The following is a 20,861-nucleotide window of genomic DNA, read 5'->3' on the forward strand; positions in this document are numbered from 1 at the left end:
CTATCATTCTAACAACAACGTCTTATTTTGCTATTTCGCGCAAACGTTTTCACGAATACCCCATCATGAACTCACTTTGTTAATAAATCACCTTTATGCTATTAGGGCAATCGTTTTCTTTGCAGTACATAGGTAGTAACAGAAGTCTTTCTGTTCTCATAAAAAAATGGAAAGGAGAATGTTTTTTGAAAACAAAAAATCATCCTTATCTCGTACTATGTTTAATTTTTCTTCTTATTTTCAGCAGCTATGGAGGCTATCTTCCAAGTAAAAAGGCAAAAGCAGATAATTTACCAGATTCTCCTATCGTCAATGCTGATAAGTCTGTGCAATTCTCCTATGATAATGCATCGGCACAAGACGTGAAAGTGGCAGGAAGCTTTACTGACTGGCAAAATGGAGCATTAAGCATGAAAAAGGACAAAGACAATCGCTGGTCCCTTTCTATTTCAAATCTAGCAGCTGGCGTCTATCAATATAAGTTTATTGTTGATAATGAATGGATAACAGATCCAGCCAATGAGATTATGGAAGATGGCAATAGTCGCTTTGTTGTTCCCGGCTTAAACCTTGATTCTATACCGGTGAAGGTTGAAAAAAATAAATCATACCCATTAGAAGCGACGCTAGTTAATAAAGATGGCAGTACACAAAAAGAAACAGAGCTTACGTGGTCACTTAAAGAGAAAGTAGAAGGGATTAACATTGTTGATGGCCAACTAACAATACAGGACAATGCAAAAGCTAATGAATCCTTTATCCTGCTTGCTGATAAGGATGGGGAAAAGGTAGAAAAGAAAATTGATATTGTTGGCAATATGTATTCATATACTATTAACTATTATCGTCTAGATGAAGACTATACGAAATGGGATTTATGGATTTTTAACAGTGGGGTTCCTGATAATGGCTTTCCATTTACAGAGAAAGTGACAAATGATTATACGTTTACAAGTGGGAACTATTCTTTTCCAGAAAATGAAATAACGATTATTCCTCGCAAAGGAAATTGGGAAGCGCAAGATATACAGAACTCTATTAAAATAGCGGATGGCAAACAAGCTGCTGAAGCATGGATAATTGAAGGGGTAGAAACTGTTTTCTATACAAAAGATGATGCTATTAACGCAATAAAAGATTTAAAAGGAGGGGATTATGTAAGGCGCCATATTCAGTTTATGTATGATCGTCCTGATTTGGATTATAAAGACTGGAATATATGGGTATGGGGGACTGGTGTGAAAGATGATCAAATCGATTTTGATCAAAACCTTCACGGGAAGGCGACTGCAACAATTAATGTAAGTGAAGCATCCCAAAGCGTTGGATTTATTTTACGAAAAGGCGAAAATTGGGATACAGCTGTTAAAGAAGGAAATGGAGATCGCTACATATCTCTAAATACATCGGATTTAATCACAAAGGTTTATGTTACAAGTGGGCAAGAGGAGCTATTTATTGTGCCTGAAGTTACTGGACCCGTTTTAGAAAACGGAAATGCTACCTTCTACTATAGAGACAAAGATTTATATGCAAAGAATGAAATGGATAAACTAGAAAAGGTAGAACTTCAATTTAATGGAAAGCGTTATAATATGACGAATGAAGCAAAAAATGAGCGTTTTTCCTATACAATTGAAAATATCCCAGAAGGAAAGCATCCCTATTCTTTCTTTGTAACAATCGATGGGATCGAAACAGAAGTAACTGATCCCTATAATACGGAAAATGGCACATCCATGCTTGTTTATGAAAAAGCAGATTTTAACTTGCTTACGGATATCACTCCAAAAGAAGCGACTTATAACGACAATGCCGTCCTTTCCGTTGATTGGCAAACAAACAAAAATACAGCTATCCGTGAAGTGTATGCTGATTTAAGCGCTATTGGCGGAAAAGGAAAAGTAGCAATTGATCCACAATTAAAGGAACTTACCATCGCTATTGACCAAAATACAACTACAGGAACGAAAGAAATTCCGGTATATATTACTGATCAGTATGGCAACATTCATACCGAGCAAGCAAAAATCACAGTTAAAGCAAGACAATCAGTGGGAAAAGATGATTTTGACTGGGATGAAGCAAGGATTTACTTTATGCTAACAGACCGATTCTTTGATGGAGATTCATTGAACAATGATCCATATGGCATTGGCTATGATACAAGTAAACCTGGAACCTATCATGGTGGAGACTTTAAAGGAATTACAAAAAAGCTAGATTATCTCGAAAATCTAGGCATCAATACAATATGGATTAATCCTATAGTAGAAAATATTAAGTATGATGTTCGCTATGAAAATCCAGATACTCCTTATTATGCGTACCATGGATATTGGGCTAGTAATTTTGAAAAATTGAATCCTCATTTTGGAACAATGGAGGATTTCCATGAACTAATTGATGCAGCCCATGAGCGTGGAATAAAAATTATGGTGGATGTTGTCGTAAATCATGCGGGCTATGGGTTAAAAGCAAGTGATGCCGTAAAGGATGGAAAAATCGCTAACTTCCCTACTGCTGATGATAGAAATCGTTTTGCTGGAATGTTCCGTAATGGAGGCACAGATACTGTACAAGGAGAGCTATCAGGACTGCCTGATTTCTTAACGGAAAATCCAGATGTAAGGAACCAAATTGTAGATTGGCAAACTAGCTGGATTGAAAAATCAAAGACAGCGAAAGGAAATACCATTGATTACTTCCGCGTGGATACCGTAAAACACGTTGAGAATACAACGTGGTCTAGCTTTAAAAATGAATTAACAAAAATTTTGCCAACCTTTAAATTAATTGGAGAAGCATGGGGAGCTCAAGTGAATGATGACCAAGGCTATTTAAATAGCGGTATGATGGACTCCTTATTAGACTTTGACTTTAAGAATTTAGCACGTGACTTTGCAAATGGTGATATAGAACGTGTCCAAAGAGCATTAGAAGATAGAAACAATAAGCTTTCAAACACAGGTACATTAGGACAATTTCTAGGTAGCCATGATGAAGACGGCTTTTTAGAGTCTGTAGATGGTGATATTGGAAAGCTTAAGCTTGCAGCCGCATTGCAAATCACCTCTAAAGGTCAACCTGTCATTTACTATGGAGAAGAGCTTGGTCTGTCAGGAGCAAATAATTATCCATACTATGATAACCGCTATGACATGGATTGGAATCTAACGGAAAACAATGAGGTTCTGGAGCACTATACAAAACTATTAAATGTTAGAAAAGAATACTCCAGCATATTTTCTAAAGGGACTCGTGCTCACATAGCAGGTAGTGATGCGGAAGGTTATTCTGTATTTAAACGAGAATACTCAAATCAACAAGTTTTTGTTGCCTTAAATACGAAGGAAACAGCGACAGAAGCTGCCATTGAAGTTCCATTTATGAAGGAAGCAGTAGATTTATATTCTGGTAAAACATATTCTGTTAGTGAAAATAAAATTACGATAACTATTCCTTCTAGAGAAGACGGCGGAACTGTTTTATTAGTAGATGCGGAGCAAGCAGAGCAACCTCAACCAGAGGTACCTTCTACTCCTGGAGAAACGGATTCAAAAACACCTCCAACATCTAATGATAACGGAGTGAAAAAGCCTGAATCAGATGGTTCCAAAAATCAAGGTTCTCATCAAGCAGCAGAAACACACAGCATTCCAAACAAAGGAAATGGAAAAGCTCTTCCTAATACTGCAACTGACTCCTATAACCATATTTTAATCGGTTTAGGTCTGCTAGTAATTGGAATTGGAACGGTAATATTTATTCGAAGAAAGAAACACACAGCAGATAAATAAGAAAATACCAGATAAGGGTTTCTCCTTATCTGGTATTTTCAGCTTGTTTTTCTTTGCTTATAAATAGAATAGAAAAAGGAGACATGCCCAACGACATTGCGTTTCCATAATCTTCTAGGTTCTTTTCCCATTCGATATAACCACTCAAGACGGAGATCGCGAAAGATTTTAGGAGCTCTTGTCACTTCACCGGAAGAAAAATCAATAAAAGCACCTACTGCCATCGTTATCGTACACTTTAGCTTTGAACGATATTCATTAATCCATTGTTCCTGTAACGGCATCCCAAATCCTACTAAAAGGATATCTGCTTTACTCTCATTAATCTGACTAATTATATTTTCCGTATTCTCTTTCGGGAAATAACCATCCTGGTTCCCTACAAATAAAATATTCTGATATGTTTGCTGCAGCCGCTCTTGAGCCTTTTGTGCGACACCAGGTTTAGCTCCCAAAAGAAACACTCGAAATGATTGGTTATGCTTCTCTTCATTTAATGACTCAAATAAAGCCGGAATAAAATCTGTCCCATTTAAATTTTCCTTAAAAGAGAAGCCAAAAAGCTTAGCACCCATTTCAATACCAATTCCGTCATTTAACAATAAATCAGCATTATTCAGCATATCACGATATTCTGCATCCTTTTGCGCAATATTATATCCATGATCATTTAGAAAAAAAACATCCGTTGCTTTTCTTTTGTCTAGTTTTTCCTTTATATACGTAATAGCTTCTTTTGAGCTTATAACATTTACTTTTAAATTTCCTAGCCATTTCTTATCCATTTTGTATCCCCTAATGAGAAATTTTTTAAAAAAGCCCTTTTCTATTATATAAAAATTGTCTACTAGAAACAATTCATGCTAGTAATACCTCTCTCATTCTATACTGTACAATTTACAATATTTACTATTTTTCTTTTTTTAAAAATATTTACTATGCCGATGTTGGAATATGTCGAAAGTTTTCATATGAAAATGTTTTTAACTTTTGCATAATAGTGATAAAATTTTACTGTACAATTAACAGATAAAGGCAAACCATCTGAAAGGGTGGGACGCAAAGCTTCAGGTCTAAGGTAGATTTTTTTACTATGATGGCTGGGCCACCTTATATTCTATAAGGAGGTTAATTATCATGATTAATTTGTTTCCCACCGAAATTCAAACTGAAAGAAATTTAGACAGTGAATGGTTATCGCTTATCTCGGAGGCAAAAAAGCAGGGCTTAACGCAAGAAGAAGTCCGTGCAGTGTTAACAATACTAGAAAATAGCAACGAATAAATTTTTAGAATATTTTAAAATATGATAGCGTTTCAACCTTAATAGCGAATCTATTAAGGTATTTTTTCTCTTTTATGTCACCCGCAAAAAAAAAGTGTCACATTGGACACTAAATAATGGGGAATAAAAGCGAAGTGTGTATTGATTTTTTCTAATAAAGGATGGATGTTTCAAAGAAAGAGCTTTGAAACGGAAAGATAATTTTGGCGTGAGTAAGTGTATAGAGTGAAAGCCTTAAGATGTTGGGGAAGTACGAGAGATAGTTTCCATCTGAATAATATGTTCTAGCTGTTTTATTCTTACATTACATTGTTCTAATTTTTCATTAGTCTTGGCCTGCATTTTAATTAATGTAACCATTAAATCTGGTACATTATTCACCTTGTTTTCCTCCTTTAAGGAATGGTTTGTTCTAGTTTTCTAGGATCCAAGAAACGTACGGATTCGGCAATAACTTCTGTTACATAGACCTTTTTCCGATCCTGATTTTCATAGTTTCTTGTTTGTATTCGGCCAACGACTCCAACCAGAGAGCCTTTATGACAATACTGGGCTGTATTTTCCGCTACCTTATTCCAAAAGGTACATTGCACAAAATCTGCATCGTAATCACCAGCTTGATTCTTGTAGTTTCTATTTATTGCAACAGTCACATGAACAATGGAAGTTCCTTCTTGCGTTACTCGCAGTTCTGGATCTTTCGTTAGCCTTCCTACTAAAGTAACTTGATTGATCATCTTCTCCCTCCCTTCTCTCTTAAATTAGTAAAATCATACTATAAATTAGAGCAAAGGCAAAATGTCGAAAATTCAAGTTTTGAGCGTATATGTATAAAGAAAACGAAGATTTCGCCTAAGCGATTTTTAAACTTCGGAGCAGAAATAGCGTTCAAATTTTAAGTTTTGCCTTTTTTATTTTATTAATAAAAAAACTCCTTCAGGAATGTCTAGAAAAGGAATATCACTTCGCTTTTCCCAAACAATCTTGAAGGAGTTTTGGTAGATTATTTATTATATCCGTCGATTACTGCATTCACTTGCTCCATTACGTCTAGCTTCAGTGCTTCTAGCTTACTTGTGCTTTCTTCTAAAGAAGAACTATTTACACTAAAGTAGAATTTCGCCTTTGGCTCTGTTCCAGATGGACGCAGACAGAACCATGAACCATCTTCTAAATAATATTTAATTACATTAGACTTTGGTAGATCAATCAATGTTTCTGTTAGACCTTCTGAACGTTTACTTGTTAAATAGTCTTCCACTGCTACAACATTTAAGCCCTTAACTTCTTTGATTGGAGCTTTACGGAAAGTATCCATAATATATGCAATTTGCTCTGCTCCATCTTTTCCTTTTAATGTTAATGATTCTAAACCTTCTTGATAGAAGCCATACTTTTTAAAGATTTCTAGTAAACCTTCATATAGCGTTAAACCTTTTGCTTTATAATAAGCAGCAACCTCTGCAGCAAAAATGGCAGATTGAACAGCATCTTTATCGCGCACGAAATCACCGATTAAATAGCCATAGCTCTCTTCATAACCGAAAAGGAACGTATGCTCATGTGTGTGTTCAAACTCTTTAATTTTCTCTCCGATAAACTTAAATCCTGTCAAAGTATCAATAGTTGGAATGCCATAAGATTCTGCAATCACACGGCCAATTTCAGAGGTAACGATTGTTTTAATGACAACACCGTTTTCTGGAAGTGTTCCCTTTGCCCTTTTCTCAGACAATAAGTATTCAAGCATTAATGCACCTAATTGATTTCCTGTAAGAACTGTGTATTCGCCACTTGCATCCTTCACTGCAACCCCTAGTCTATCTGCATCTGGATCTGTGGCAAGGAGAACGTCGGCATTGATTTCTTTGCCGTAACGAATCGCAATTTCAAAAGCAGCATGCTCTTCTGGATTTGGTGATTTTACGGTAGAAAAGTTAGCATCAGGTAATTCTTGTTCCTTCACAACTGTTACATTTTCAAATCCAAACGCTTCTAAACCAGCACGGACTGGCTTGTTTCCAGTACCATGTAATGGAGTATAAACAATTTTTAAATCTTTTGCTTCTGGCAAACGATTTAATTGGATTGTTTTTAGTTGTTCTACATAGGCAGCATCTACTTCTGCACCAATATATGTTAATAATCCTTTTTCTAATAACTCTTTTTCATCTAACACTTCTATTGTAAGCTCATCTTCTACTTCATTTACATATTTAATAATGATATCCGCAGCCTCAGGAGGAAGTTGTCCACCGTCTTCTCCGTATGCTTTAAAGCCATTATACTCAGGAGGGTTGTGACTAGCGGTAATCACTACTCCAGCAAATGTATTTAAATAGCGTACAGCAAAAGATAATGCTGGTGTAGGACGAAGCTCTTCAAACACATAGGATTTTACTCCAAGCTTACCTACTACTTTCGCAACTTCTAGGGCAAATTCTGGAGATTGATGACGAGAATCATACGCTACAGCTACCCCGCGCTTCATCGCTTCTTCTCCTTGCTCTACTATGTACTTCCCTAATCCTTCTGCGGCTTTACGAACAGTATAAATATTCATGCGATTAATACCAGGTCCTAGTTCTCCACGCATACCGCCTGTACCAAATTCTAAATGTTTGTAAAAACTGTCCTCCAGCAACTTATCAGATGTTTGTAATTCTGTTAGTTGCGCTTTTAAGTTCGCTTCTAGTCCTGCAAAACTTGTCCACTTTTCTACGATCTCTTTATAAGCCATTGTCGCTGTTCTCCCACCTTTAAATTAATTAACCATATATCTTAACATTACCTAAAATATGTATATAAGTAAAGATTTTTTCAAACACCTTCTTGTGGAACCCTCCTCACCAATCAGGTCTTAATTCCTATGTCAATAAGGTTCACAGATCAATTTCCACCTAAATCATTTTTGTCTCCACATCTTTGACAGTGGACCGTCTTCTCCATAGACTGGATCCGCAGCTGGAAAAAATGCACTTTCGATCTCTTCCTGTACACCGTCTAAGTCTTTCTCTACATCTATTTTTATATTATAATCTTCTCCATTTGGGTATGCACCGATCACTTCAAATTCTGGAGAGGCAGATAATTTCTTATGACCAGTTCCCGCAGGAAGCAATAAGACATCACCACTCTTTACAATAAGCTTGGATCCACCTTCTCCACCTATTTGTAATAAAGCGGAGCCTGTTTTTACACCCAGAACTTCATGGGTGTTGCTGTGATAATGATGATAGGAAAATACTCCTCCTGACCAGGTATTTTTCCAATTATTTTGCTGAAAGACCTTTTCCATTTCGTCTTCCTTATTCTCCATTGCCCTTTTATAATGAAGAGCCGGTAGATACGGATGATTGGGTATATATCTATTCTGTTCGAAATAATACATTGTAATATCTGGATTACCCATGGATACACACCTCTCTGTCAGTTGATATTACTGTATACCCCTCTTCTTCCTAAATCATTCCTACGATTATTTATTGAATTCTTAAAAACATCCATTCAAATAATTACTTCTTTTCTTCCAATTCTGACTTTTGCATTTTTACTAAAAATAAGAAAGTTTCCGTCGATAATATTCAAGGTATCTTTTAATTTTGCTAAATAAGAATTATTAACATTTAAAAAGGAAGGCGAACAGTATGAAAATTTCCATTAAGTATAAATTATTAGCAAGTTTTCTGATTGTTTCTATTTTATTTATGCTTCTGTCCTATTATTCTTATAAAAGTACAAAAGAAACAGTAGAAACTTATGATTATGTAATTGAAACCGTCACAGAATTACGCTCTATTTCTGAACAAATACAGACAAATACAGCTAGAGAAATTTCAAACTTAAGGGGTTATTTTGTTTATAAAACCGATGCCTATAAAAATAGAGTAAATGGCGCAAGCACCAATATTGATACGCTTGTTAACAGTGGGATAGAAATCTCTACTGAGGCAGAAACAGTAAAGCGATTAAAGGATATACAGACTTTAAACAAAGAACTTACTCATAAGGCGAATGCATTGATGAATAGTAATAATCCTTCTCGATCTGCTTTAGATGAGATTACGACATTGTCTGACAGCTTATCTGATCAAACGGAAGCTTTTAATATTTGGCTGAGCCATGATATTTTGAATCCAGAAGTTGAAAAAGCTCATACAGATTCTGAACAAAGAATGATGCTGGTAATTATTTTTAGTGTGTTAGTCACGATGATATCTGTCGTTATGGGGGTCCTACAATCAGCTCTTATTATGAAACCAATTCAGTATTTAAAAACAAATATGCAAAAAGTAGCAAAAGGGAACTTACACACAGCTAAATTTCCTATAAAATCAAAAGATGAAATTTATCAACTAAATGAAGCTTTTGAACAAATGAAAGAGAATTTAGCAAAAATGATTGTTAACATGACAGAAAGCTCAAATCGGGTAGCGGCATCTGCGGAGCAATTAAATGCAAGTGCAGAGCAATCAAGCAATGCATCTGCAGCAATTGCTTCCTCTATTCAGGCAATTGCTGCTAGTAATGAACATGCAATTGTTAAAATATCTGGCAATACACTTGCCTTAGATTCCATTTTAACCGGAGTAGAAGCGATTAAAGATCGTTCTTTGCATGTGTCTTCCTTATCGCAAGCTGCATTTACCTATGCAGAAAAGGGAACAAAACAAATCGAAGATAATTTAACACAAATGAAATTCATTTATGATTCTGTACAACGTTCCAATTCGATTATCTCTTCTTTAGCTGATCGATCAAAAGAAATAGGAAAAATGATTGAGTTAATAAGTAATATTGCCGAGCAAACAAATTTATTAGCTTTAAATGCGGCTATTGAGGCGGCTAGAGCAGGAGAAAACGGCAAAGGCTTTGCCGTTGTAGCCGATGAAGTTCGTAAATTAGCGGAGCAGTCTCAAACTTCCGCACAAGATATTTCCCAATCTTTACATGGAATTCAGCAGGATACATCTGATGCAGTCACCATGTTAAATGAGACAATGGATCGAGCGAAGAACGGGGTAACTATTTCAACAAATACGGTTGAATCCTTCTCCACCATTGTGTCCAATACTCAAAAGGTTGCTCCAGAAATAGATGAGGTTGCCCAAACAGTTGCTGCCATCACAACACAGATTAAAGATGTGGTTGGGGCTGCAAATGAAATTACCCTTCTTGCTAAAGAAAATGGGAATAGTACAGAAGAAGTTGCCGCTTCTACAGAAGAACAATTAGCATCGATGGAAGAAATTAAGGCTTCTGCTGAATCCTTATCCAGCATGGCAGACGAATTAATGGAAATTGTGTCTCAGTTTAATAGTGAAACCTAAATGTGAAGTAAGAGGACCCGAAAAGTTAGCGTGACAATTACTTTTCGGGTGTTTTTTAAGGAGAATGAATAATAATTTGTTGTTTGGCTGATTTCTTGGCGCGGTTGGCTGATTTTTTCTACTTTGGCTGATTTCCTGGCGCGGTTGGCTGATATTTTTCTACTTTGGCTGATTTCTTGCCCCGGTTGGCTGATTTTTCTTTACTTTGGCTGATTTCTTGGCGCGGTTGGCTGATATTTTTCTACTTTGGCTGATTTCCTAGCCCGGTTGGCTGATTTTTCTTTACTTTGGCTGATTTCCTAGCCCGGTTGGCTGATTTTTCTTTACTTTGGCTGATTTTCTGCCCCGCTTGGCTGATATTTTTCTACTTTGGCTGATTTCTTGCCTCGGTTGGCTGATTTCCTCCTGTTTTTCTGATTTCCCAGTGCACTATGGCTAATTCTCGATACTTTCAGCCAAAATCATCATTCACTTCACCAATTATTCCCTATAAATATTAATTTTTCATCCTTCCTCCCACTCCTCCTTCTTCTTTCTTCGAACAGAATAAACGAAATAAATAGCAATCAATACTAAAAGAGCGAATAAAAGCAGAAATAAATAATGAAAGCCTAACATTACTGCCTCAAAATCTGAACGTCTTGTATCATTCATCCAATCCGTAATCGTTCCATCTAACCACATATTCATAAAAGTAATAGCTAGCGCTGTCCCGATTACCATTCCAATATTTCGAAGTAAGGCAATAGTACTGCTCATCATTCCTAAGAATTGTAAGGGAACATATAGCATCATAATGCTGTAATTGGGTGATGTTAAAATCCCCATCGAAAAACCCAATAAACAAAGCAATGCAATTAATATAGGTAAGGATGTCCCAGGAGATAGGAAACTCAGACCAAGCATCGTTATACATAAAAGCCCTAAGCCAACTAAGACTACTTTCTCTCCCCCAAATCTGTCTGCTAACGATCCACTAATAGGTCCTAGTACTGCAAGAAACAATGGATAACACATTAATAAAAGTCCTGACTGCTCGGCAGTAAAGCCTACAACTCCCCGTAAATAAAAAGGTAATATAACCGTTGAAGCAAATGCAGCACAATAGCTTGTCATTAAGATTAATCCACCTGCTTTAACAATCGGTGAAGAGAAAATCGATGGCTGGATAAACGGATGCTCCTCCTTCTTACTATGAAAGAAAAAGAAAAGAAAGCAGGCAACACTCATACACGCAATCCCTAATAAATAGATCTTAAATGCTCCCTCACCAATTGAGTTAAGAACAAAAACAAAGGAAACAATACCGATTCCAAAATAGATGCTGCCTTTGTAATCAAAGCTAGAATTTTCAAAATGGCGGTCAATTGGCACAAATCTTTGTGCTAAAAAATAGGCTCCCAAACTTATTGGAACAACGGTCCAAAATAAGATATGCCAAGAAAAGGATTCGATAAAAAATCCACCAACAGAGGGACCTAATAATGCTCCGATTCCCACAGATGTGCTGATAATCCCAAGAGCTTTGCCTCGATGTTTCTCAGGATAAACATCTGTCACAATTGCCATATTGACTGCTTGAAGCATTGCTGCCCCACCGCCTTGGATTACTCTAGCAATAATTAACATAGGAATATTGAAAGACAGGGCGGATCCGCATGCTCCCACTGCAAAAATAAGATAGCCAAGATTATGTATACGCTTCTTTCCAAACTGATCTGCTAGTTTCCCCATCAAAGGTAAAAACAACATAATTGCCAATAGATACCCATTGACAATCCATTGGGTAACGGAAAGCTTTGCCGAAAAGTCAATGGATATATCGGTTAAGGCAATATTGACAAATCCAGCAGAAAAGTGGGACAAAAAAGCCCCTGTACAAACAGATAGCAAAAAAAGTATGGACTGGAATTTTTGACTCGAGGTTGATGCGCCTTTTCTTACTTCTAAATAACTTAGCTTGTTTTTTGTCATTTAAATCATCCTTTATGGTGATGAACATATGCATTCTCTCTACTACGGCGAAATCTAAAGAGGAGGATGAGAGTATCAGAAGCTTCTCACACTTTCCTCCTATCAAACTAATTCGTATCTTACTGCAGAGCATGAATAGATTTAACTACTTCTTTACTGGTGGCAACTGTACCAAAGAACTGGTTGATGGTTTGCAAGGTCATATCATGTGCCTCTTTCGAGAAGGCTGCCGTACAATCTGATAAGAAAATAACATCGTAATCCAGCATAAAACCATCTCTTGCTGTTGATTCCACACATATATTTGTGCTAACACCAGCCATTAACAGCGTCTCAATTTTTAATGCTCTTAGAACAGAATCCAATCTTGTATTAATAAATGCACTATATCTATGTTTTATTACGATAACATCATTCTTCTCTGGTTCCAATTGATAAAATTCTGCTCCCCATGTATTCTTTCGGCAAAGCCCCTTCTGATTTTTTCCCTTTAGTCGCTTAACCCACGTTTCTGAATCTGTGCTGTCCTCATGAATCGTTTGAATATAAATAATCGGTACATTTATGTCTTTCATCGAAGCAATCATGCTTTTTAGATTTGGCATCATTTCATCTACCATAGATACATCTAAATCCTGCTGAGCTAAGCTTCCTTCTTTATGACAATAATCATTTTGAACATCAACAATTAATAATGCAGTATGTTGGGGATTCCATTCTAATTGATTCATTAGCCTCATCCTTTCGTGTTAAATTTATACCTTCCTGTATCCTTTGCATTCCCATCAAAATGATCCATATTATTTAGAAAGCTCATCCACAAATTGCATGTCAATTAGCTTATCGTATTGATAGCCATTTGTATAAACTCCAGTTTTTTCGACAACTTCCATTGGTTTTGCAAGTGCCTCTTCGGAAATAAAGCCATCCTTACTCCAAAGACTATCTGCATAAGCCCGATCAAGCGAAGCCTGCAAGCTTTCCTCCGCAGTCGAAGGGAATTCTTGTTTTAAAATTTTCATCGCCAGCTCATGATCCTCATCAATCGTCTTAAGTCCTTTCATAACCGCACTGACAAAGCTTTTTACTGTCTCTGGCTCTTCTTCTATTGTTGACTTTTTCACGCTTAATACCGAATATGGGTAGTCACCAAGACTGGCAAAGCTGTAAAACGGTTCTGCCCAAACTCCTTTATTTATTCCTTCGGTAATCTGTGGTTCTGCGCCATTCGCTATATCAGCTTGACCCGATTCAACTAATGAAACGACAGCACTTGCATCAGCTGGTTCTTCTAGTTTGACATCTTTATCAGGATCTAAACCGACATCCATTAATAACCACCGTGTTAATAAATTGGGACTTCCGCCAAAGCGCCCTGCTGCTATGGTTTTTCCTTTTAAATAATCAGCAAGTTTCTCCTTACTAGTATTGGCTATTGTTTGCTCTGTATCCGTCATTAAGTACACATTGGCTCGGTTTACAACATTTACTACAGAAACAATAGGATCAGCATTTCCTGTGTTGGCCATTTGATTCGATTCTGGACCACCAATATTTCCCCATGCATCCCCACTAACTACAGAAGTAACATGGGCACCGCCTGTAGCTGTAATTATTTCAACCTCTAGTCCCTCTTCTTCAAAAAAGCCTTCCCGAATCGCTGCATATAAAGGCAGATAGCCAATTAAATGTACTGGTTCGGCAATAACAAGCTTCTTTGTTCCATTCTCAGACTCTTTTTTACTACTGGTGCCGTTTGCGGAGGAACACCCGCTAAAAATAATTAAAAGAAGTACTAAATAAACACCAATTTTAAAATAGCGACTTTTTTTCATGTAAACTCTCCCCCTATTGCATTATCTAAACTGGCTAAGACTCTACTCTCTCAGTCTTTTTCCTTTTAACAAGCGCTTTTCCAGCCAAACAGTGCCTATATACATCAACACTGATAATATGGATAAAACAACAACTCCTACCCATACTAAATTTATATTCATAATTTGTCCTGCGTACAAAATCATTCTGCCAATTCCTTGTCGCGAACTAATAAATTCCCCTACGATTGTTCCCGCTAAGGCTAAGGCAATATTAATTTTCAAACTGCTGACAATCCACGGCATAGCAGAGGGAATAACGACTTTTGCAAAAATATGATGTTTTTTTGCGCCAAGAGAGAAAAGCATTTTTTCTAAATCAGCATCCACACTTTTCACCCCACTATGTGCAGCAATAGCTGTTACAATCACAGTCATCATAAATGCCAGAACAACTTTTGAGCTGAAGCCAATCCCAAAAAGAATAACTAAAACCGGAGCTAATGCAAGTTTAGGAATGGCGTTAAAAGCAATTAAATATGGTTCTGTGATTCGGGAGTAAAAATAGGACCACCAAAAGGACAATCCAAGCAATGCACCAAAAAATGTGCCAAAAAGAAAGCCGATTATAGTAGCACCTGAAGTGTATAGAAGATCGCTCCATAAAGTTCCTTCTGTAAAAGCAATAATACCCGTTTCCCAAATAATCGTCGGGCTGCTCCAATAATAAGAATCGATTATTTTCCACTTTGTAAGTAGTTCCCATAAAACAAAGAAAAGAATACCAATTAAAACTTGCCCAATTAGCGTTATTCGCTTCTTCCTTCTTTCCTTTAATTCCTCATCCTCTATAATCGGCAATATACCTACCTCTTGCATTTTCACCTTATGCGGCAAAATAATTTGCTCTGAATTGTCTCTCATCTATGTTCCTCCTCTTTTCTAGAATCTTATTTTTCTAAAGCTGCTTCTTCCTTTAATAGTGCAAATAAGTATTTTTTCAAAGCAATGAAATCCGGATGCAATAATGTTTCTTGATTGCGTGGTCTTGCTAATGGTACGTCTACCTTTTCCTTTAATCGGCCTGGTCTTGGGGATAAGACATAAATTTCATCTGATAAATAGATAGCTTCATCAATATCATGGGTTACAAACAAAATGGTTTTCTTAAAATCAGCCCAAATATCTAACAGCCAAGTTTGCATCAACAATCGTGTCTGGGCATCTAAAGCACCAAATGGCTCATCGAGTAAAATAATATCTTGGTCATATAACAAGGTGCGTAATAATGCTGCTCTTTGTCTCATTCCACCAGATAATTCATCTGGATAATGCTGTTCAAATCCCCCTAATCCGTATTTTTGAAGAAGTGGTTTAGCTCTTGCCACAGCTTCTTTCTTACTCACACCCTTTATTTCTAGTCCTAATATGACATTTTGCAAAATACTTCTCCAAGGTAGAAGCAAATCTTTTTGAAGCATATAGCCCACATATCCATTCTTGCCAACAATGTTCTTACCATCGAGGATTACCTCCCCAGTAGTAGGCTTCATTAGACCTGCGATTATATTAAATAACGTTGATTTACCACAACCACTCGGTCCAATTAAGCTGATAAACTTGCCTTCTTGGATTTTTAAATTGGCATCCCTCAATGCTACTACTTCTTTTCCTTCTTTTTTAAAGATCTTATTCGTATGGCGAACTTCTAGTTTATACACCCTAAAATCCCTCATTTCATAAAATATTACTTTTAATAAAAAAAACCGCCAGAATTTCCTGAGTGTTGTATCTCAGTCTAATTCTGACGGTTTTCCTGCTCTCTTCCAAAGAGTTCATTTAACCAGCCAAATAGGATTCAATTTTCTTGTCTAACATAATAATTGTTCCACTAATCTCTCTCATGGAATCATAATCCTTTAATATTAGCTGCACCTTGAAATGCAGTTTTTCTTCTAAATTGCGTAAAAGCATTTCCTTGTATTTATCAATTAATAGACGATCAATAATCTCCGCAAGGTTATCACTTGAACTTTCTATAATTTCCAGTACAGGAATACGCTTATGCTTAGCAATAATGATAATTTTATTATCGATTAAACTAATCTGCTGTTCAGTTAGCCCAACCTTAAAAATCAATTGATTGACAAGATTGTTTTCCTTCATGATACTTTGCTTCAATTCTCCGAGAGTTCTTGGTAGCTGATCAACTAATATAATTATCACCCCCACTAAAGATAGCAGAACGAATAAGCCATTCTATAACCTATCAAAAGCTCGCAGCACACAAGCAAAACAAATCTACCTATATAAAATATAGAATATTCTGTTTATTGGATCATATCATATCTTTGTACGACTTTCTTCTATTTTGTCAGAAATTCTAACTCTATTTTTTAGAAAAGGTTTAGATATCTAATTCCAATGAAAGAAATTTATACTCTAAATAATCTTCTAATCCATACTTTCCACCTTCGCGGCCGACTCCTGATTCTTTTACTCCGCCAAATGGTGCTTGTTCAGTGGTTGGTACCGGATCATTGATCCCAATTATGCCATATTCAAGGCCTTCTGACATTCTAAATACACGAGAGATGTCTTTTGTATAAAAATATGCTGCTAATCCATAGGAAGTATCATTAGCAAAATGTAAGGCTTCTTTCTCTGTTTCAAATTCAAAAATTGGCGCTACTGGTCCAAATGTTTCTTCCGTCGCAATTTTCATCTCATGAGTAGCATGTAATAAAACTGTTGGTTCATAGAAATGGCCATTGTCATATTCTTCGCCAGCTGGTTTTTTTCCTCCATAGATGACTTTAGCGCCTTTTTGGATAGCATCTTGAATATGCTCTTCCGTTTTGGCAACAGCTGCTTCGTTTATAAGTGGCCCAATGGTTACTTCAGGATACAAGCCATTTCCAACAACCAAATTTTTCATTTTTGTTACTAAAATATCGGAAAAGCGTTCTGCAATTGTTTTCTGAACATAAATCCGATTCGTGCATATACATGTCTGTCCTGCATTGCGAAACTTACTTGCAATAACGCCTTCAGCTGCTCTTTCTAAGTCTGCATCCTCAAAAATGATAAAAGGAGCATGGCCCCCAAGTTCCATCGAGATCTTCTTCATGGTAGCAGATGCTTTTGCTGCAAGCTCTTTCCCTACTTTTGTTGAACCTGTAAAAGTGATTTTTCTTACTTCTTGTCTTTCCATCATCGCATCTCCGATTGGAGCCGCATCACCATGAACTAAATTTAACACACCTTTTGGCAGTCCTACTTCATGAAAAATCTTCATTACTTCTATTGCTGTTAAAGGAGTGGCTTCCGCTGGCTTTAAGACAACTGTACATCCAGCAGCAAGCGCTGGAGCAATTTTTCTAGCAAGCATGGCGATTGGAAAATTCCATGGAGTAATTGCTCCGACTACTCCTACTGGCTGTCTTAGCACAATGATTCGCTTTGTTTCTGAACTTGCAGGAATGGTATCACCATAGATACGTTTTCCTTCTTCCGCATACCATTCCAAATAATCTGCTGCTAAATTCACTTCCCCCTTAGCCTCTGCAACTGGCTTTCCCATTTCAGTTGTAATAATTGCTGCGAGATCTTCTATTTGTTCGCGCAGCTTATCAGCTACTGTTTTTAAATACATAGAACGTTCTTTTGCAGTTTTTTTCGCCCATAAAGGCAGCGCATTTTGAGCTGCATCAATTGCTAAATGCCCGTCTTCCTTTCCTCCTCTTGCCACTTCTTCAATGACCTCTCCAGTTGCCGGGTTATAGACAGAATAAGTTTTTCCTGAAACGGAATGACGCCATACCCCATTTATATATTGCATTTTCATACTCCTTTCATAAGTGTTTTTCCCCTATCATAACAAACATTTTCGATAATTCCACATAATCCGACTTGCTTACTCCTATAAAAAACGGAGCATCTTATTAAATAAAGACGCTCCGTTTCTCTTAATTCACATAAAAATATCCTATAACTCCAAGAATGATTAAAACGATTATAAGAATTCCATATTTGCGAAAAAACTTTACACCTGGATTCGCCGTTTGTTCACGAACTTCCTTTAGAAGTTTTTTCAAAGATTGAGATCGTATACTAGCTAATTCTCTTTTCCGTTCTTTCTTCTTCCAAATAGAATTACGATCCGTAATTAAGTAATCTTTTAAGGCATAGTTGAACCTTGGACTCGTCCCAAATTTTTTCAAGGACCATTCAATATAATCAAGCATTTCATCTTCGGAACCATATATCGCTATATACGAAAAGACTTGACGATGTTCGACCCCCTCCATTCCTCCTGGAAACAGAAGGAGAAATCGTTCATATGGTTTAAAAAGACCATTGTCTTTCGTAATCTCTTGGGCCAAATCGGTTGCTTTGGCTTTAATTGGTTCACTTGCCATACGAAAAACGTTTTGTGTTTGTTCCTGAGATAGGTAGAAATAGGTATACAGTAATTCTAATACTTCAAACTTCTCTTTTTCCCAACCCTTTATCTCAAAACTACGTTCTTCTTTGTCTTGTAAAAATATCTCTCCAAACTGCTTAACATCGGCAAGCTCTACTTTTTCTAACTGTAATTGTACTAAAATCTGTGCTTTTACATCCGGCAGCACCAACCTCTTATATGATTCAAATGGAATAAATCTTTGAAAATAGACGATTATTTCAAAGACAATTGCCATAGGATGGCTGCTTTTTTTCACTTCATACACTAGTCTATTTTTGGTTGTTTTTAAGAATGTTGCATTATGCTCAAAGGAAGAATTTACATGCAATAGATTTTTGATATTAATTAATACTTTGGTTAAAGAATGTTGAAAGCTGAATTCATGCTTTAGATAATCTTCAATAATCTCTGTGTAAGAAAAAATATCACTCATATAAGAAAGAACTTGCTGATACGTTTCTGGATATTTTTCGAGAATTTCCCATAGTGATTGGCAGATATCTTCCCCTTCATAATAGGCAATTGTTTTAACTATAAATTCTACAACATCTACATGTTCAACAACCTTTTGGATTTCCAAAACAAATCTTAGATAATCTGGAACAATGGAAGCATCCTTCATCCGCTCTTCTCGATAAAGCACTTGTTTGAAAATATGCACAAGCTCGAGCTTTTCTCGATGATTTTTTTGGAGAAAAGTATACAGCATTTTCAATGTCGCTACTTTATCGTTATCATAAAAATAATAATCTAGTTTTTCCATATAGAATAGAAGAAATAAGTCATTGTATGTTTGAATAGCAAGTTTCTTCTGTTTATCCAATCCTTTCAAAGCCCGTTCACAGTAAACAAAAAATTCATCTAGCTCTGTGGCAGTTTCCAGTGCTTCAAAAGCAAAGTGAAGGTAATCATGTTCTTCTTCCTTAAAACTTAAGACATTTCTTTTATCCTGACTTAAGTCAAAAGTAAATTGGTTTTCCACAGCTCTATTTCGGAGACGAATGGATCCCTGCTCTACAAACATTACATGGATATTTTCTAACATTTCTGGTTCGTTATGAAAAGTAGATGCACCAAATAATCTTCTTGTTTCATAGGGCATATATATAAATAATAATTCCAATAGCCACATTGCATATTTATGCTGCTGATGAGAGGGGGCCTGAAACGAAATATACACTCTTTTCTTTTCCGCAACCGCCGTAATACAAGCAAATAATAACTCTTTAAACTTCTTTTCATCCAGCTGTAAAACATAAAACAGCTCTTGCTTTTTGGTAAAGATATTCTCTTTCGTATATGAGACATGTTCTATTTCTTCTAGTTCTTCTCCTAGGTTCTCAATATCTTCCAAGCTATAAAAATGTTCAATATGAAAAATTTGAGAAGGTTTATGGATCCATTCCTCTTTTCTACTTGGAGGAATAATATAATTATGTACAAACAGCTGGTTCTTTCGTTTTGGGCTTTCAGCAGGCGCAAAACTAGATTTCCCTATCACCAATTCTCCCGTTTCAGGCTGCATTAAAGTAAATTGCGGCGGATAATTCTCTATTTCTTTGTCACTGCTTTTCTTTAATTCACTCGGCATATGATAAGTACTAATTGGAATTAGGTATTTCTTGATGAAGCTTTCCTCCACGTTAGGGGAGACAGCTATAGTATCAGACTCATCACCTGAAAGAAAAAGACCTTTACCATCTCTAGTTACTATTTGCTGCTGTATCAGGCTTTTTCCCATTGTCCTCTCTCCTTTCTTTCCTTGTTTTTATAGATAAATAAGGTTTACATTAATGCTTCTATATTCATCACTATAATTACAAATATAAAAAAAACAGCTAATATCTGTATTATACAGGCATGCTGTTTTTTTAAAAACTAACTTCGCTGCACTTTTCTAATAAATATAGAAATTCTTCCTGCTTTTTTACGAAAATTCTATATGTGATTGCCTATTCTAGAAAAGTTCTGGAGTCTGTATCCTTTTTCTTTTTTGTTTCTTGCTTTTGGTAATTGAGCGCTCCTCTCTGTTCCCCTTTTCCTTTCTGTCTCTTGCTTTTGGGCATAGAGCGCTCCTCTCTGTTCCCCTTTTCCTTTCTGTCTCTTGCTTTTGGGCACAGAGCGCTCCTCTCTGTTCCCTTTTTTCCTTCTATCTCTTGCTTTTGGGCACAGAGCGCTCCTCTCTGTTTCC

At 36.4% G+C, this 20,861-nt stretch carries 16 protein-coding genes and 1 riboswitch; of the genes, 3 read left to right on the plus strand and 13 right to left on the minus strand.

The window, feature by feature from the left end; all coding sequences use genetic code 11:
• The first annotated feature begins 185 nt into the window (after positions 1-185).
• Positions 186-3,800, plus strand: coding sequence for an alpha-amylase family glycosyl hydrolase (locus NSQ89_RS17920; protein ID WP_341132979.1), 3,615 nt, complete (start codon positions 186-188; stop codon positions 3,798-3,800).
• Between the two features lie 38 nt (positions 3,801-3,838).
• Here NSQ89_RS17920 and NSQ89_RS17925 read toward each other — a convergent pair whose 3' ends face one another.
• Positions 3,839-4,585, minus strand: coding sequence for a WecB/TagA/CpsF family glycosyltransferase (locus tag NSQ89_RS17925; RefSeq protein ID WP_095258457.1), 747 nt, complete (start codon positions 4,583-4,585; stop codon positions 3,839-3,841).
• Positions 4,586-4,824: 239 nt separating this feature from the next.
• A riboswitch (cyclic di-GMP riboswitch) is annotated at positions 4,825-4,913 on the plus strand.
• Positions 4,914-4,937: 24 nt separating this feature from the next.
• Here NSQ89_RS17925 and NSQ89_RS17930 point away from each other — a divergent pair.
• Positions 4,938-5,084 (plus strand): anti-repressor SinI family protein, encoded by a 147-nt coding sequence (locus tag NSQ89_RS17930; RefSeq protein ID WP_095258455.1) that lies wholly within the window; start codon positions 4,938-4,940, stop codon positions 5,082-5,084.
• Between the two features lie 234 nt (positions 5,085-5,318).
• Here the strand turns inward: NSQ89_RS17930 and NSQ89_RS17935 are convergent, their stop codons facing one another.
• The 4 genes from NSQ89_RS17935 to NSQ89_RS17950 all read right to left on the minus strand — a co-directional run bounded on the left by NSQ89_RS17935 (position 5,319) and on the right by NSQ89_RS17950 (position 8,496).
• Positions 5,319-5,465 carry a hypothetical protein gene (locus NSQ89_RS17935; RefSeq protein WP_163186436.1) on the minus strand — a complete coding sequence of 49 codons (147 nt, stop codon included), beginning with the start codon at positions 5,463-5,465 and terminating at the stop codon, positions 5,319-5,321.
• A 14-nt stretch (positions 5,466-5,479) separates the two neighbouring features.
• Positions 5,480-5,821, minus strand: a complete 342-nt coding sequence (locus tag NSQ89_RS17940) for a single-stranded DNA-binding protein (protein ID WP_047943656.1) — start codon at positions 5,819-5,821, stop codon at positions 5,480-5,482.
• Positions 5,822-6,087: 266 nt separating this feature from the next.
• On the minus strand, positions 6,088-7,824 hold the full coding sequence (locus NSQ89_RS17945; protein WP_341132980.1) for a phospho-sugar mutase: 1,737 nt from the start codon (positions 7,822-7,824) through the stop codon (positions 6,088-6,090).
• A 165-nt stretch (positions 7,825-7,989) separates the two neighbouring features.
• Positions 7,990-8,496 carry a cupin domain-containing protein gene (locus NSQ89_RS17950; protein ID WP_341132981.1) on the minus strand — a complete coding sequence of 169 codons (507 nt, stop codon included), beginning with the start codon at positions 8,494-8,496 and terminating at the stop codon, positions 7,990-7,992.
• A gap of 235 nt (positions 8,497-8,731) precedes the next feature.
• Between NSQ89_RS17950 and NSQ89_RS17955 the strand changes: the two genes are divergently transcribed.
• Complete coding sequence (locus NSQ89_RS17955) at positions 8,732-10,414, plus strand: methyl-accepting chemotaxis protein (RefSeq protein WP_341132982.1); 1,683 nt, start codon at positions 8,732-8,734, stop codon at positions 10,412-10,414.
• A gap of 504 nt (positions 10,415-10,918) precedes the next feature.
• Here NSQ89_RS17955 and NSQ89_RS17960 read toward each other — a convergent pair.
• From NSQ89_RS17960 to NSQ89_RS17995, 8 genes are all read right to left on the minus strand, one after another.
• Entirely contained in the window at positions 10,919-12,388 is a 1,470-nt protein-coding gene (locus NSQ89_RS17960; protein WP_047943652.1) for an MFS transporter, read from the minus strand.
• Positions 12,389-12,507: 119 nt separating this feature from the next.
• A complete protein-coding gene (locus tag NSQ89_RS17965; RefSeq protein ID WP_053215751.1) occupies positions 12,508-13,119 on the minus strand; it encodes a cysteine hydrolase family protein in 612 nt (203 codons plus the stop codon).
• Between the two features lie 69 nt (positions 13,120-13,188).
• Positions 13,189-14,223, minus strand: a complete 1,035-nt coding sequence (locus tag NSQ89_RS17970; protein ID WP_095258441.1) for an ABC transporter substrate-binding protein — start codon at positions 14,221-14,223, stop codon at positions 13,189-13,191.
• 42 nt (positions 14,224-14,265) lie between these two features.
• Positions 14,266-15,081 (minus strand): ABC transporter permease, encoded by an 816-nt coding sequence (locus NSQ89_RS17975; RefSeq protein ID WP_047943683.1) that lies wholly within the window; start codon positions 15,079-15,081, stop codon positions 14,266-14,268.
• A gap of 71 nt (positions 15,082-15,152) precedes the next feature.
• The gene (locus NSQ89_RS17980) at positions 15,153-15,923 is read right to left on the minus strand and encodes an ABC transporter ATP-binding protein (protein WP_412973379.1); all 771 of its coding nucleotides are present in this window, start codon (positions 15,921-15,923) and stop codon (positions 15,153-15,155) included.
• 118 nt (positions 15,924-16,041) lie between these two features.
• Entirely contained in the window at positions 16,042-16,383 is a 342-nt protein-coding gene (locus NSQ89_RS17985) for a Na-translocating system protein MpsC family protein (RefSeq protein ID WP_141232339.1), read from the minus strand.
• Between the two features lie 226 nt (positions 16,384-16,609).
• A complete protein-coding gene (locus NSQ89_RS17990) occupies positions 16,610-18,043 on the minus strand; it encodes an NAD-dependent succinate-semialdehyde dehydrogenase (protein ID WP_095258438.1) in 1,434 nt (477 codons plus the stop codon).
• Positions 18,044-18,170: 127 nt separating this feature from the next.
• A complete protein-coding gene (locus NSQ89_RS17995) occupies positions 18,171-20,411 on the minus strand; it encodes a GAP1-N2 domain-containing protein (protein WP_095258437.1) in 2,241 nt (746 codons plus the stop codon).
• Between the last annotated feature and the right edge of the window lie 450 nt (positions 20,412-20,861).

The organism is Niallia sp. FSL R7-0648 (assembly GCF_038007005.1).
GTDB classification, from domain to species: Bacteria; Bacillota; Bacilli; order Bacillales; family Cytobacillaceae; genus Niallia; species Niallia circulans.